The following is a 14519-nucleotide window of genomic DNA, read 5'->3' on the forward strand; positions in this document are numbered from 1 at the left end:
CCCGGGGGTTTTGCTTTTGCGCGGATAAAATAGGTTTGCGGAGCTGGAACAGTTTATCTAGCGACGCATCTCTATTCGGCAAACCAGCCTAGTCCAGTTATACTGTCTTTTCGCCAATTTTGTACCTGAGTGTTGTTATGAGCTGCGATGCCTCTAACCTGAAATCTTATATCCGTGCTGTACCTGATTTTCCTAAGCCGGGTGTGATTTTTCGGGATATTACCCCGTTGTTTCAATCGCCACGTGCCTTAAGAATGACTGTGGACAGTTTGATTCAGCGCTATGTTGAGGCTGAGTTCACGCATGTGGGAGCGTTGGATGCCAGGGGCTTTTTGATTGGCCCCATATTGGCTTACGCACTTAATAAGCCATTAATTCTTTTCCGTAAAAAAGGAAAGCTTCCTGCCGAGTTGCTTACCGAGACCTATACAACTGAATACGGTGATTCCGTCATTGAGGTTCATAAAGACAGCTTGTCGCAAGGAGACACTGTACTGCTGGTAGATGACCTTATTGCAACAGGTGGGACTCTTGTTGCTGCGGCAAACCTGATTCGCCGCATGGGGGCTAATGTGTTTGAAGCAGCTGCTATTGTAGATTTGCCAGAATTGCAAGGTTCTAAGCGTTTACAGGAAGCAGGCATTCCGACGTTTAGCCTTACTGAATTTGCTCTTTCTGAGCGCTAAAAAGAGCCCGCTTTAGCGGGCTTTTTTATGAAATGTATTTTGCAGGGAGCAGGCAATACACTAAACGCAGGCTTCCCAGTCCTGTCTTTATTGCTTGAATCAAGTAAGAAAGACACTGGTGCGTTAAGGTATCGAATACGTTAGGGTAGTATCCTCTCTTACTTCGTCTTCTTTGAGCAGTTTGGCAACAATCTAATCAACCAAATGATGTCTGCTGCCAAACATGATTACCATTATCCAACGGCAAATTGTGGCTCCAGCGCTCACGAGAGCGCCGGAGTGTTCATTATTGAAGCGGTTGTGGTACCACGTGCGTAAAGCTTAGGTCTGCACTGTTCGTAATCGACCAAGGGTTTTTTGCGGTTCCTTCAAAGGTAATATCTCTAAAGCTCGAGTTTCGAAGACCATTGATAGTGGCAGGTGCTGTTCCTTTGAAACTTACCTTGGCAAATTCGAAGCGTTCATGGAAAGCATCATGCGCGCTGTCGCCCTTGATCTCCAAGGCTGCAGAGACAGGATTCTCCACGGTAACGTTGCTGACCTTAATATCCTGAAATTTGCCGGAGATATCCGAGCGCTTGTAGTCCAGGATGGCGTTAGGATCGTTATAGTCCAAGGTGAATATAAAGCCTTGCTTGGCGCTATTACGAATGGCGGAGTCGCGAAAGATGACATTTCTGACACCGCCGCCCATGAAGTTGGTACTTTTCATGCGCAGCCCGACATCGGTCCTGTCTGAGACATTATCCTCGGCCAGGATATTCTGTATCCATGCCCCGGTGTGGCTGCCAGCAACGATCATGCCGTGGCCGTGACGAAAGTAGTTATTGAAGACCCAGACATTTTCCTGTGGCTTCTGTTTAATGGCATCAGCCCCAGTCCCTGCTGCGAAGTTGACGCAGTCATCACCCGTCTCGAAAAAGTTATTGAAAACCATGGCACCTCGGCTGTTGGCAAATTCAATACCATCACCGTTATTGGCATCGTATGTCTTGTGTGTGGTGTTGGCCATCACCACATTTTCCGTCTCTAAGTTCATGATGCCGTGGTAGGCTGGATTGAGTACAGTAAAGTCACCATAGAATACGTTACGGACGTTGCGCAGCGTGATTAGGGATGACCGCATTTGGCCGTACGCATCCTTGACGTTCATACCCGACGCCACTGCTCTCTGGACTTGGTCCTTGGCAAGAATGCCGTCTTGCATATAGCGTGTGTTATTGCTTGCGACGTAAACTGGCAAGGCTCGTCCCAGCTCATCAGTGTCGTCTTCCAGACGCTTCCAGCCATTGCCATTGATAATCCCTTTACCTACGATACGGATGTTTTCGAAATGCTCTTCCGTGTAGGGGTCTCGGGGTAGCGCGTTGATAAGGGAGGCGGGACGGATGGTGGTGGAGTAGGGGTACTGAATATATCCCTTCGCTGGATAGTCTTCCCCGCGCTCTGAGCCGAGAAGCGTTGCGCCACGTCCAATTTCGAGCGTCATGTTGCTCTTCAGGTAAAGTGCACCAGTCTTGAACGTCCCGGCAGGAATGAGCACCTTGCATCCAGGTGTGCAAGCATCAATAGCGGCTTGGATGGCATGTGTGTTAACAGTCTTGCCATCTCCTTTAGCGCCGTATCGAACGACATTGAACACTTTGGGTAGACGGCTGGTACGCTGGACTACTGCTTTGCTGTCAGCGGATTCATTGCCATAAGCATCTACAGCACGCACCGTGAAACGGTATTCAGTGTCTGCCTTCAGACCCGTTGCCGTGAAGCTGTGGATGGTAATACGGTGGTGGAAGCCGTCTGTGTCTTCTTCATAAAAACGATTAATGTAAGGCTTGGCAGGTGAGACGCGATTGTTATTGGCGGTGGCGCTGCCAAGAAATTTACCGTTCAGGTAGACATTATAGTCACGGATATCCTGCGGATTTGCAGGCTTTTCCCACACCAGAACAATCTGGCTCTCATCGTAGGCTAGTGTAGGAACCTGTACGTTAACCGGCGCATCAAGTGCGAAGCAGGGTAACGCGGTCACGGTTAACCCCAAGGTTAACGCTGTTATGGTCAGAATCTGTTTTTTCATTGAGCGTGACAAGGCTGCAGGGGGTTCGATGCTCATAGATTTATCCTTATTGTTATGAACGAGAGGGTTTAGAGCGCCACCTTGAGCCCATCATAATTTATTTGTGTGGTATGACAACAGCTAAGAAGCTATTCCCTCGGTTTGTGAACGAGCGGCTTCCTGAGCAGCTAAGTACAGACAGCCAATTTTATAACCTTTAGCTGCTATAAGGCTATTTGAGGCTAAAGCGCCACTATAACCCTCGACTTCGATGGTTATTCTCAAAAGGAGTGGGTGGACTCCCTTGACAAAACGGAATTGCCAAAAAATACTGATCTTGTTGTATGACGACGTACAGATGAAGGCTGTTTGATGAAAGTAAATCTTCAGGCCTTCTTTTATAGTTAATCTAGTTAATGATTTAGACCCTTGCATAGCTGGCAGTGTTGATACTTGGCTGGTGGACAAACAGACCAGCTAGTAAACAAGTCTTAACAACAACAAAGGACTAGCATGATTCTTCTTACCCGCTCTCTAGTTTCAGCAATGCATTACTGCTTGGTCACCCGGCACATGGCTGTTTTTTCTTCCGTCAAGCAGGTTAACGCCTTCAGCTCATAGGCGCGTGCTCTCGGAGCATTTAACGGTACTGAATTTACAACGGTTCGCTTGTACAGCTCTGGATGCTGTCGAGTTACTGAGGAGTATTCGCATGCGTATGAAAGGCTCGGCTCTGATGGGGTGTTTGCTGCTAGCTGGTGCAGGATTCGCTCAGGGAGCAACGTTCTTGAATGGAGTGGTCATGGCCGATGCGCCTTTGACCAATGCCAAAGTCACAGTGATTGATAAGTGGGGAAAGCAAAAGACTGCTTTGACGGACCGCAAGGGGCATTGGCGCCTGGAAGCCTCAACACTGACGCCGCCGTTACTGGTATCCGCTACCGATCTTACACCGCGCGACGGACACATTACGCAAAATTGCCGCTACAACGATAAACCTCGAACGCGTTGTATGGCCTCGGTAGTGACAGCGCTCCCACGTAATGGAAATACAACGGTCAATATCACACCACTTACAGATCGGATTGTTTCCGAAATCGCCCAGAAGCTTGGGTACATCGGTCCTCAACAGTGGGTGGAAAGTGGTAATGCGGGGCAAATGCGCGAGGAGTTTCTAACTGCTCCGCTTAATGCGATGAGGGCAGGCCTTTCGCAAGCACTGACTCAAGCAGGCGTTAGCCATGTAGATCGGTACAACCCTATTACCACCCCCCTGCGTGACGACGGAAAAGGAGCAGCGGCGTTGCTCCAGGTGATTAATCACAACCGGGGTTATCACAATGACAGCGGTGAGGCGAGCGGAACCATTCTGACTGATATTCGCTTTCGCCCTATTCTAGGCTTCAGCGATGTCAGCACGACGCATGACACCAGCAGCTATGAGCGCTTCGACTACCTGCGTGCAAAGGGTGAGCTGGAGGCTATCAAGAGCGCTAAGGTGCGCATCCTGATTGTGAGTGATTCCACCGCAGCAACCTATGAGGAAAGCCGACTACCCAGGATGGGATGGGGGCAGGTCTTCCAGGAACGCTTTCGGAACGATAGCGGTGTTGCCGTACTCAACGGAGCGCGGGCAGGGCGATCGAGTCGCGATTTCTATAACGAGGGTTGGTATCAACAGATGGCGCGCTTCATGAAGGCAGGTGACTATGTATTCATCGCCCATGGGCACAACGACCAAAACTGTAATAGTGCCAAACCGGTGCGTGGTGCGGCAGATGTGAAAAACCTGTGTACCTATCCCAATGACAGTAATGGCAACAAGCAATATCCTGAAGGCCAACCGCAGCTGTCATTCCAGAACTCCTTGGAGCGCTACATTGCATTGGCGCGTCGGCAAGGAGCCAGACCCATCATTATGACGCCTACCACACGGGTGATGACTGCAGAGCGTAAACCCGCTTTCGAAAATGGTGATACTACACCGGTTGGCAGTTCCCACTGGACCAAGCAGAACAGCGAAAACGGCTATGCCTATGTAGGTGATTACGCGGCCACCATTCGCAAAACGGCTGCGGACAATCGAATTCCATTCATTGACCTCGAGCGGAAGACTATCGACTTCGTCAATCAGCACCGAGACGACTGGAAGTCCTATTGGCTTGCGGTTGATCCCAACGACCCACGCTATCCCTATTACAAAACCCAGACTTCCGGAACGTTGGATAATCCTGATCGTACCCACTTCCAGCAGAAGGGCGCCGAGGCGGTTGCCGGTATAGTAGCCGAAGGCATCGCGCAGCAACCGGCACTGGTTGAGCTGGCTGCAAAACTCAAATAAGAAGGAATAACAACAATGTCCATGCCTTCCCTATTACGCAGCACCATGCTCTTGGGCACTGTCAGCCTTGTATGTATCAGCCAGACGGCATTGGCAGTGCAGTACCAGGCGGTGGTGTCACCAACGGCGCAACCCAACACATTCACATCCATTAATGCGGCCATCAAGGCGGCCCCATCAGACCAGTCGCCCTATGTCATTTTCCTGAAAAAGGAACCTATGAGGAGCGCTTGAGCATCACTCGCCCTAATATCACCTTGATAGGCGAGCAGCGGGACAAGACCATCATCAGTGCCGGTGTGTACGCGGGCATGCTCGATGAGAAGGGACAGAAATATGGTACGTCAGGCAGCAGCACCGTGAGTGTGAACGCGCCTGATTTTACAGCGCGCAATCTGACCATTCGAAACAGTTTCGACTTTCCGGCCAATGCGGCCAAGCTGGCTACTGATCCTACCAAGGTAAAGGATACCCAGGCGGTGGCGCTGCTGCTGGACAGTAACAGTGATCGCGCGCGTTTTCACAATGTGAGACTGGAGGGATATCAGGATACGTTTTATAGCAAAACCGGTAGCCGCAGCTATTTCACTCAAAGCAAGATCACAGGGCATGTTGATTTCATTTTCGGATCAGGGATCAGTGTGTTCGATCACTGCGACATCGTTGCTCGACGCCGTACCGATATAGCACCGCCTTATGGCTATCTCACCGCGCCCAGTACCGATATCAAGTCTCCCTACGGGCTGATCTTCCTGCAAAGTCGTATTGTGAAAGAGATGGGGGTGCCTGCTCGCAGTTTCGCATTGGGACGTCCCTGGCATCCTACTACGACATTTGAGGATGGCCGTTACGCTGACCCGAATGCAATCGGTCAGTCAGTCTTTATCAAGTCTTATATGGATGATCACATCTACGGCTGGGACAAGATGTCGGGCAAGGACAAGGATGGCAACACCATCTGGTTCTATCCGCAGGACTCTCGCTTCTTCGAGGGGCGCAATTATGGACCGGGCGCAGCGTTGTGGGACCCACAGCGGCGGCAGCTTACCACTGGGCAGTTGAGGACATTTACGTTGGACCTCATCTTCCCCGACTGGAAGCCAAAGAAATTCAAAGAGTAAAACGGCTCGCCTACCGGACTACGCTTATGTGGTCCGCTAGTGCAAAAGGCTAACATAGCGCTTGAGTAGCCAAGGCCATTTGCACTGCGTTCCCGTAAGGTAATGGAGGAGTACCTTTGACCATTTGGGCGACGTCATCCACTTGAGGGATGCCTATTTCGCTCAGCCAGTCGCTCAGCCCGCTGCGCTGCGTAACATCCAGGCGGATAAACTGCCCGGCTGCTTGAGACAGCAGGGTCGCGATCATGGCTTTCGCCTCCTCGATTGATTCCGCCACGACAGGACCTATTGCCAGGCCGTGACCAAACGGTCTTAGCAGGGCAAAGCCAACCCATTGCTGATCACGCTTCATACCCATCACGCTCTGGCTGATTTCCAATAAAGCGGAAATTACCCGTGTGCGATCCATTCCAGTAGCGGCGGAGCCCAGCTCAAGCAGGTGCTGAAAATCCTGTGGGTTAACTGCCTGCAACACATGTCCGGTCGGTGGTTCATAATCGGGTAAAGAGGGTGCGCTGGCCGCTTGGTGCTGAAGAATGTGTTCGTAGGTAGTGAAGCCTTGGCTTGCATAAAGCGGAGCGCCTCTGGGTGTAGCGACCAGGATAGGAGTGCGCGCCTGGACCTGAACCAGGGTCTGATCTAGTAATTTCCGGCCCAATCCCTGACCTTGTCGTTCTGCTGCAATGATGACAAGGCCCACGCTGGCGTAATCACCCTGAAGAAAACAAAGGGCAGTACCGAGCAGACCGGCAGAGTCTTCTGCTATTACCCCCTGGCTGATTTGATGCATCCATTGCCAATCCTGCAAACGGTGGGGCCAGCGCAATGCACGCGAGAGTTCATGGGCACGTATGAGGTCCGTCGTGATCATCGGACGGAATCGAACGGAGGATTCAGTTATTGACATGAAATCGGGCAGCTTCCAGGTGTGGATGGTTTTGCGGGTAGAGTAAAAAGGAACTATTGAGCCAAGGATCAAACGGCTTCAGTCACCATTCAAATCATCAGGAGTATTCAATGCGGACGCGCACGTTAGCTCATCTAAGGCCATGATTAATGGAGCGTGAACACTTCGATTTGTTGCTTGAGAACGTCTCCATTCGAAGCGAGAGCGTTATCCGCACAGTGAAGGCCTTCCTGCTAAGAGATGTACCCTGTAGACGCGCGTGAAAGCAACGATGTAATCAAGGTCAGTTTCTGATGCCTATTACGGCGCGCGCTCATAAAACAGACATATCAAACAGCGTTAGCGTTTTACAGAAGATAAATGCAGGGTTGCTGACTCTTACCGTATGAACTGCTGCCTTAACTTTTCGAATATCGCGGGTCGGCGGACGTGAGGCTAAATTCATTATTCATGCAGGCCAGAGGAAGGACCGCATCAGGGTCTTGGGAAACTGCTGTGTAATGTAGATGAAGGCTGAAATCAGTGTTAGCTGTACCCATCAGCTCAGGATCGGCAGCTTGACGAGCTGACACAGTATCCCGCTTTGCCCTTGATCAAGCCGATCCTGTCTATCTTCCCTGATTCCTTTACCAGGCAGAGCATTTATAGCCTGATGGTTTACCTCTACACCCTGGGGCCTACCGGCTATTGATCTTCAGGTGTGCCTATGAGCTTTCTTATGGCATCCAATAACGTGTCCATGTCAAAGGGTTTACCCAGAATCTGGGCGAATAAATAATTATTCTGCTGAGCGACGTGCGCTTGGGCACCTGTCATCAAGATAATTGGGATGTGAGCGGTATCGTCCCTGAGCTTTATAGCCTGCGCTAGCTCAAGCCCGGTCATTGAAGGCATCATGAAATCGGTAATTACCAGCGTTGGGATTTCACGGGTGAATAGTTCGATGGCTTTCTTATCATTGCTGGCTTTCAACACTCGATAGCCTACATCCTCCAAGGCAAGGCCTAGGATATCGGTTATCAGAAACTCATCATCCACTACCATAATCGTCGTCATGCTTTGGCTGTCCTCTGCAGACGCGATTAATGACTAGAGGTTGAAGAGGCTGCGATGTCCTCCTTTCTCTTCTGTTTTTTCATTGGATGAATCAGTGTTAGACCTCCCTTACCAATTACTACCTGCTTCCGGGTGCGATCAAAGGGGCTATTTCGAACCTTCACTATTGAAAAAAGGCTTGTAAGCTCTTTTTTCTTTTCTTCAAATCGCAGCAAGAAGACATTATCAACGAGGCTACATAGTTGAGGGGCTGGAGTAGTGATATCGGACTCTAGAATTTCCTGTATCTCCCAAGTGCTCCATACCGTTACGTCCATAGCTCTTAATTCGTTGAACAGGGCACTAAAAAACTCAACAAGACGGTTTTGTTCGCTGGCGGATCGAGCCATTGCTGCGACACTATCGATAAAAACCCGCTTGATTCGGTGCTCGCGGACCATATCGATCAGGCTATAGCCAACACTATCAAGCCTTAATTCTGTTGTCGGCTGCCAATGTGTACGGACGGCTTCCTGTTCTATGAGCGACTGAAGGTCAAGATCCAAGGCCGCAGCTTTCAAATCCAGCTGTTCTGGCGTCTCGTAAAAGCCAAGGATAAGACCAGGTTCTGCAGGCGTGGACTCCAGGATAAAGTTCAAGCCCGTGACCGTTTTGCCAGAGCCCGATGGGCCAAGAATGAGCGAGACCGATGACTTGCATAGTCCGCCAAATAACGCATCATCAAGCGCATGTATGCCGGACGGGATCTTGTCCTTACTCGTTTTCAAAGCACCTGTAGGGGTATTAAGTAAGGCCTCAAGCCTTGGGTATACAATAATACCTTGATCGCTGATCTGGTACTCATGCTGCCCTGCAATGGCTCCGGAGCCTCTGGATTTGCGTACGGTCATCCTGCGTATAGAGCGCACGCCTACCCCTTGTTCTTCAAGCGAGATCATCCCGTCAACCATGGTCAACTCAGGGCTACCTTCGTCCATGGTTGCGCTAGTCAAAAAGAGTAGAGTGCAACCTGCAAATGCAGCATGCGCCTGCAGTTCTGCAATGAACTTTTTTGTGTCCAGAGGCGTGTCGGCTTGGCTTCTGGCATTAAGCAAGCCATCTACAACCAGCAGTGTTGCCTTATTACGAATGATCTCTTTACGTAACAGCTTGATAACGGCATCAAGCCCCTCGCTTTCCAGCGTATCGAAGGCACTAAGGTATTTGATGTTGTCCCCGACCTGAGATTCATCAAAGAAGGCCAGGGTAGAGAGGAAACTAAACAGCCGATCATGCGATTCAGAGAGGAGCGTTGCGAATACAGCTTGACCACCTGTGCGGATGTAATTGAAGGCAATCTGGCTTGCCAAAATGGTCTTGCCTGACCCAGGCCTGCCCTGAATCAGATAGGAGGAGCCTGAAACAAAGCCACCCTTAAGCAGAGCATCGAGCCCTTCAATACCACTCTTTAGACGCACCAGTTGGCTCACGTGCTTGACCTCAAATTATTAACGAAGACGCATTAACGACAGATGCATTATCCATAGTTACCTAAAGAGTAAAGAAGAGGGAAATTCATGACCTCAACCCCCTCAGACAACATTTATGGAGAAGCTGATGAGCAGATCTCTAAATATATTCAAACATTTAATCGAAGATAGAGGAAAGGATAGAAATAAATGAATATAGGAGGTATTGCCTGGAAACGTGATGCAGCCCGCTTCGGCTACACATGCCCCTCTTGGGGGACACCCCGTAACATGAGGCGCAAACCGAAGCCGGAACTGCCTGGATAGTCTGACTGGATAAGGGATAAGCAGAGCAATGCTATCGAGCTGATGTTTTGCGGCTAACGAAAAGGCGTAGGCTGGAAGTCTTGTACGCCACGTTTGAACGTAGCTTGAAACTATAGTGGCAGAGGCCGCTTTGTTTTTACAAAACCTAGATTGCTGGGTGAAATCATTAGGCTTTAGGGATGCCGGGTTATGGCAAAGCCAACATTAGGTCTTATCCACTGATAGCTACAGATAATGGAGATTAAGAGGGGCTCAAGAGCAAGCGCAGTTAAGGCCGCTCTGGGTCAAAAGATGTATTGATTGATCTGTACTGATCAGGCTGGACGAATGATAAAGCTGTAATTTGGGTAATAGGTAAGGGAGACGCTATAGCGGAGCACTAAGGTTTATGCCTTAACCTTCCATTGCCGTGCTAACAGCTTATCGATATACCCAACGAGCTCTTCAGATGTAATAGAGTAAACATGCACCCAATGACCCTCTTTGGTACGACCTGCACGGATAGGCCATTTGCTGAGGCCTAGTTGCCTGGCGCGCTCAATAACTTCCGTGGGTGTCGCTCCGGTTACTGGGATGGGCATGGATGTCTCCTTTATCAATCTCTTCTTACTATCGGCCTGATGGAAGAAGAGCTTGAGCGCAAGGTGACTAACGGTCAGAGTTAAGAGGAGTGCAGGGCGGGACGTCCTTGTCCGTGCCTTATTTCAGAGGGTTGACGTTAAGGGATAGCCGACCAGTGCTGACAACCATTTTTCATCCAGCGTCCCTGGCCAACATCAACGCCGTCACTGACCTTACAGCCCGGTATGTCCAAGACCTTGCCACTGGAGCGGTTGACCAGGCGGAACCAGTTTGATGCGCTAGGCAGCATCTGCCATTGCTGGGTGTGAAGGTTTTGCCATGTCTCCTGTGAGATTGGCGAATCCTTGAATGCCTCCTGCGCAGTCAACACTTTGCCGCTGTTGACACTCAATACCTCATAGAAGCCATTTTTCAGATTGATCATGTGCCAGCGTTGAGCATTCGTCTGATCACACGAGGCCTGTTCGACCCGTACGCCTGCATCGAGACTGGCATCTTTCACATTGAGGCATTTGCTGCTGTTCTGATTGACCAGCGTTACTGGCTTCTCTGCGCCTGTCGGGACACCGAAAACCGGATTGCCGTTTGAATCCCAGCTGAGCGGTTGCACATAAATGGCCCTGTTGGGATCGTACAGCGGATCGCCTACGATGCCCTTGTAGTTGCGAGCATTATAGATGTGAAGGATGGTGCCATCCCGGTCGGTTGTGAAGGTATTGCTGCCTGTGCCGTAGATCCCGTTACGCTCGCTACTCTTGAAGACAGGAACAGGTGATTTGGTCCATACGCTAGGATCGAGTAGATCCGCCGTGGCGGGTGCGGAAAGCAGGCCCATGTTGTAGTTCGCATCGGTAGCACTGCCCGAATAGGCAATGAACACCTTGCCATTATGCTCCATGACGGCAGGCGCTTCGTTGACCCAGAAACCTACCTTCTCCCAGTCGTATTCAGGTTGCGATAGCATTACCTGTTTGCCTTTAATAGCCAGTGGGCCATCCAGCTCGGCAATGTAGAGATTGCTGTTACCTTCGATGTTCGGATCTTTCTGGGCCCAGACGATGTAACGTTTGCCTGCATGCACGAAGGTAGTCGTATCGATACTGAATGATTCCCAGTTTGTCTTGATCTGACCACGCTCGATCCAGCCTGAGCCTGTTACCGGATTGGCTGCATTGTTGGACAGTGCATAAATGCGGTGATTGAACGGGGTGCCTTCCTGAGCGGCAGCGAAATAGACGTACCAGGAACCGTTGTTGTAATCGATCCAGGGTGCCCAGACGTGGGTACTCATCTCACCACTGTCGTGCTTGGTCCAGATGACCTGTTCCTGGGCCTTTGCAAGACCGGCAATGGTCCTGGCGCGCCTGAGTGCGATCCGGTTGTACTCCGGTACGCTATAAGTCATGTAGTAATACCCGTCGGTATGTTTATAAACAGACGGATCGGCTCGTTGCGTAATGATGGGATTGTCGTACTGGGTTGCCGCCAGAGAGGAGGCCGGGTTGATCAATACTGTTACAGCGACCGCGAGGGAAAACCAGGCGGCATTGGTAAGGTTGCGCTTAAGACGCCTTACCTGAGCACACAGTTCTAGAACCATGGTGTTTCTCCGTTGTTGTTATTAGCAAGAACACAGGTTGTTATCGAGCAGTGTGAGCCACAGATTTAGAGGCTGAAGAAAACGGCCCATAACTGCAGCTCCTCAAGCCGAACCCTGCAAGACGGGTGACCTCATAAGGCAGGGTCGCCAAGCCCGACAGCAGAGATAGCTCAAGCGCAAGCCATGATAATGGTATGACTATTACCGGGATCGCCCGATTATTTATAGCCTACATCGCTCATACGTCTAGTGGTGGCGAGCTAATGTTATGATGAATAGGCGGTTTGGCAGCTTGGTTGATCAGGCGAGGCGGCCTTTGCGGAATCAAAGAGGTGTACCGATTTATTAATGACGTAATGACGCGATCAGGCTGAAGGCTACTTCATCGAAGTCACTCTTACAGAACATGTTTTCGGCTAACGCCAATAAGAGTAGGGTGGATAGCACTCTAGGCATTTCAGGCCGACTAAAATAAAACGGCCAATAGAATTGGCCGTTTTACGTAGTGGCAAAGACCTGTGGTCAGGCTGTCTTCTTGGTACGGCTTCGCTTTGGCTTTGGCTTGGGCATGGGCTGCGCCACGCTGGTTTCTATTCCGCCCGACAGCGGATCCCCTGCGGTGTCGTAGTCGACTTCTCTCTGGGCTTGAAACCAGTGCTCAAATCCCTGTCCATCCGGACGACCTGCGGCTTCCCAGATTTCGTAGGCGCGTTGACGTATGCGTTGTTCCAGATCATCCATCGCTCATCCTCCTATCGGATGTGGCTCAGCAGTCTGGCGCCGAGCTTTCTGACTTAGAGGCCGTAGGCCTTGAGTATCTACCTGCATGATTGCAACAGGACTATAAGAAGGGATGCCCAGTCTTCCTTATCGTTCCTCACGTGCTGTATACGTCCGATGAAAAGTCCTTTTCATTGAGAGACTTAACCTTTATCACGCTGCGCCAGCTCCATGATCATCCTTGCCAGTAAATAAAGTCTCGGCGCGACGCTTTCCACCTCGGCGTACTCTTCTGGCGTATGGATATTGCCGCCTACGATGCCAAAGCCATCCAGCGTTGGTACGCCCACACCCGCAGCAAGGCTGGCGTCAGCTGCGCCACCGCTGCCCTCGATCGTAAGCTTGCGGCCAATTTCACCGTAGATGTTTTGAGCCATCGACACGAGCCTATCCGTTTCGGCAGTTTGAGGCATAGGTGGCAAGCCCCGATGCAGATGAGTTTTCACGTCGGTCTCTTGGATCAGCTTGTTGGCAGAGACGCGCGCCATGTCTTGCTCGACCCGATCAAACTCCTCAGGAACTGCTACACGGACGTCTGCCTTGGCAGTCGCGCTGTCAGGTATGACATTCGTGCGATCGCCAGCGTCGATTACAGTAAAATTGACCGTGGTTTTCTTCTCGGCATCGCCCAGTTTGCCAAGCTGGAGGACCTGATGCGAGATTTCCATGGCAGCGTTTCGGCCGAGCTCCGGCGCTACGCCCGCATGAGCGGCCTTACCGGTAACGTCAACGGTTGCGGTCGCGCTTCCTTTTCGCCAAGCCACGAGGCCATCGGCAGGCCGGCCTGGCTCTAGATTGAGGGTAACGTCATGCTCCCTGGCCACCCGTTGAATCAGCTGAGTAGCAGCATCGGAACCGGTTTCCTCGCTGGCATCAAGCAAAAAGGTAATTTGAGCGTAATCCTTGAAGTTGAGGTCTTTCAATATCTTGAGCGCATAGATGCCCGCTACGATTCCGCCCTTATCGTCCATCACGCCTGGTCCGTAGGCTCGCCCATCCTTTATATGGAAAGGCCGCTCCTTGGCTGAGCCCTCTTTGAAAACGGTATCCATATGTGCCATCAGCAAGATTTTGGCCTTGCCTGTGCCTTTAAGCGTGGCAACGATGTGATGACTTTTATCAGGTGGAGAGTTTGGAACAGTCTCGATCGTAGCGCCCAGCTGTTTCAACTGATCAGCTGCAATCTGACCTACCTGTATCAGACCAGGTGCATAACCCGAGCCCGAATCAATATTTACCAGTTGCTCGAGTAGCTTGAGTGCTTCTTCCTTGTACTGTTCGGCATGGGATTGAACGGGGTGATTAGGTTCAGCCTGTACGGTGGAAGCGGTAGAAAAGGCAAAGGCGATTGCCAATGAAAGAGAGCACGTGGCGCGGCGGAGCATAACAGTCATGAGGCGTCCTTTTTATTATGTGCCCAGACACTATAGACGCTCCCTGGCAGCCTGCATTTCGCTTCGTGTAAGCCATAACCGGCGGCTCAAGGTCGCTACGATTTTGACCTCAATGGCATCACTCGTGAGCCTTTGTCCTGTGCTATGCCAGTGAGCACGTATGTCAGGCTCGCGCCCAAACGCATCCGCTGGATTGCTGGATTTAGAGCCGCTAACAAAAC

At 50.9% G+C, this 14519-nt stretch carries 13 protein-coding genes; 4 read left to right on the forward strand and 9 right to left on the reverse strand.

Features of this window, described 5'->3' with window-relative positions; all coding sequences use genetic code 11:
* The first annotated feature begins 137 nt into the window (after positions 1–137).
* Complete coding sequence (locus B3729_RS22845; RefSeq protein WP_010798695.1) at positions 138–686, forward strand: adenine phosphoribosyltransferase; 549 nt, start codon at positions 138–140, stop codon at positions 684–686.
* Between the two features lie 286 nt (positions 687–972).
* On the opposite strand, the gene B3729_RS22850 is transcribed toward B3729_RS22845, so the two are convergent.
* Positions 973–2799, reverse strand: a complete 1827-nt coding sequence (locus B3729_RS22850; RefSeq protein ID WP_286789084.1) for a glycoside hydrolase family 28 protein — start codon at positions 2797–2799, stop codon at positions 973–975.
* 655 nt (positions 2800–3454) lie between these two features.
* On the opposite strand from B3729_RS22850, the gene B3729_RS22855 reads away from it, so the two are divergent.
* The 3 genes from B3729_RS22855 to B3729_RS22865 are packed head-to-tail and all read left to right on the forward strand — an operon-like array spanning position 3455 to position 6204.
* Positions 3455–5083, forward strand: coding sequence for an SGNH/GDSL hydrolase family protein (locus tag B3729_RS22855; RefSeq protein WP_286789085.1), 1629 nt, complete (start codon positions 3455–3457; stop codon positions 5081–5083).
* A 15-nt stretch (positions 5084–5098) separates the two neighbouring features.
* On the forward strand, positions 5099–5317 hold the full coding sequence (locus tag B3729_RS22860) for a hypothetical protein (protein ID WP_286789086.1): 219 nt from the start codon (positions 5099–5101) through the stop codon (positions 5315–5317).
* On the forward strand, positions 5314–6204 hold the full coding sequence (locus B3729_RS22865) for a pectinesterase family protein (RefSeq protein ID WP_286789087.1): 891 nt from the start codon (positions 5314–5316) through the stop codon (positions 6202–6204). Before B3729_RS22860 ends, B3729_RS22865 begins: the two co-directional genes overlap by 4 nt.
* A 49-nt stretch (positions 6205–6253) precedes the next feature.
* Here the strand turns inward: B3729_RS22865 and B3729_RS22870 are convergent, their stop codons facing one another.
* The 8 genes from B3729_RS22870 to B3729_RS22905 all read right to left on the reverse strand — a co-directional run.
* A complete protein-coding gene (locus B3729_RS22870) occupies positions 6254–7075 on the reverse strand; it encodes a GNAT family N-acetyltransferase (protein ID WP_286789088.1) in 822 nt (273 codons plus the stop codon).
* A gap of 720 nt (positions 7076–7795) precedes the next feature.
* The gene (locus B3729_RS22875) at positions 7796–8167 is read right to left on the reverse strand and encodes a response regulator (protein ID WP_286789089.1); all 372 of its coding nucleotides are present in this window, start codon (positions 8165–8167) and stop codon (positions 7796–7798) included.
* A 26-nt stretch (positions 8168–8193) separates the two neighbouring features.
* Positions 8194–9636 (reverse strand): ATPase domain-containing protein, encoded by a 1443-nt coding sequence (locus tag B3729_RS22880; RefSeq protein ID WP_286789090.1) that lies wholly within the window; start codon positions 9634–9636, stop codon positions 8194–8196.
* A gap of 692 nt (positions 9637–10328) precedes the next feature.
* On the reverse strand, positions 10329–10523 hold the full coding sequence (locus tag B3729_RS22885) for a hypothetical protein (protein ID WP_125889215.1): 195 nt from the start codon (positions 10521–10523) through the stop codon (positions 10329–10331).
* Between the two features lie 137 nt (positions 10524–10660).
* On the reverse strand, positions 10661–12124 hold the full coding sequence (locus tag B3729_RS22890) for a family 43 glycosylhydrolase (protein ID WP_286789091.1): 1464 nt from the start codon (positions 12122–12124) through the stop codon (positions 10661–10663).
* A 522-nt stretch (positions 12125–12646) separates the two neighbouring features.
* Positions 12647–12865, reverse strand: coding sequence for a DUF2934 domain-containing protein (locus tag B3729_RS22895; RefSeq protein ID WP_286789092.1), 219 nt, complete (start codon positions 12863–12865; stop codon positions 12647–12649).
* A gap of 182 nt (positions 12866–13047) precedes the next feature.
* Positions 13048–14298, reverse strand: a complete 1251-nt coding sequence (locus B3729_RS22900) for a M20/M25/M40 family metallo-hydrolase (protein ID WP_286789093.1) — start codon at positions 14296–14298, stop codon at positions 13048–13050.
* Positions 14299–14328: 30 nt separating this feature from the next.
* The coding region (locus tag B3729_RS22905; protein ID WP_286789094.1) for a hypothetical protein at positions 14329–14519 on the reverse strand (191 nt) is incomplete at its 5' end.

This window comes from Pseudomonas sp. UBA3149 (assembly GCF_002364655.1).
Lineage (GTDB): Bacteria > Pseudomonadota > Gammaproteobacteria > Pseudomonadales > Pseudomonadaceae > Chryseomonas > Chryseomonas luteola.

Bases quoted from the DNA above. Each gene is read 5' to 3' on its own strand.
- B3729_RS22860 (WP_286789086.1), top strand. From the start codon at position 5,099: ATGTCCATGCCTTCCCTATTACGCAGCACCATGCTCTTGGGCACTGTC.
- B3729_RS22855 (WP_286789085.1), top strand. From the start codon at position 3,455: ATGCGTATGAAAGGCTCGGCTCTGATGGGGTGTTTGCTGCTAGCTGGT.
- B3729_RS22885 (WP_125889215.1), bottom strand. From the start codon at position 10,523: ATGCCCATCCCAGTAACCGGAGCGACACCCACGGAAGTTATTGAGCGC.
- B3729_RS22870 (WP_286789088.1), bottom strand. From the start codon at position 7,075: ATGATCACGACGGACCTCATACGTGCCCATGAACTCTCGCGTGCATTG.
- B3729_RS22875 (WP_286789089.1), bottom strand. From the start codon at position 8,167: ATGACGACGATTATGGTAGTGGATGATGAGTTTCTGATAACCGATATC.
- B3729_RS22895 (WP_286789092.1), bottom strand. From the start codon at position 12,865: ATGGATGATCTGGAACAACGCATACGTCAACGCGCCTACGAAATCTGG.
- B3729_RS22890 (WP_286789091.1), bottom strand. From the start codon at position 12,124: ATGGTTCTAGAACTGTGTGCTCAGGTAAGGCGTCTTAAGCGCAACCTT.
- B3729_RS22900 (WP_286789093.1), bottom strand. From the start codon at position 14,298: ATGACTGTTATGCTCCGCCGCGCCACGTGCTCTCTTTCATTGGCAATC.
- B3729_RS22845 (WP_010798695.1), top strand. From the start codon at position 138: ATGAGCTGCGATGCCTCTAACCTGAAATCTTATATCCGTGCTGTACCT.
- B3729_RS22850 (WP_286789084.1), bottom strand. From the start codon at position 2,799: ATGAGCATCGAACCCCCTGCAGCCTTGTCACGCTCAATGAAAAAACAG.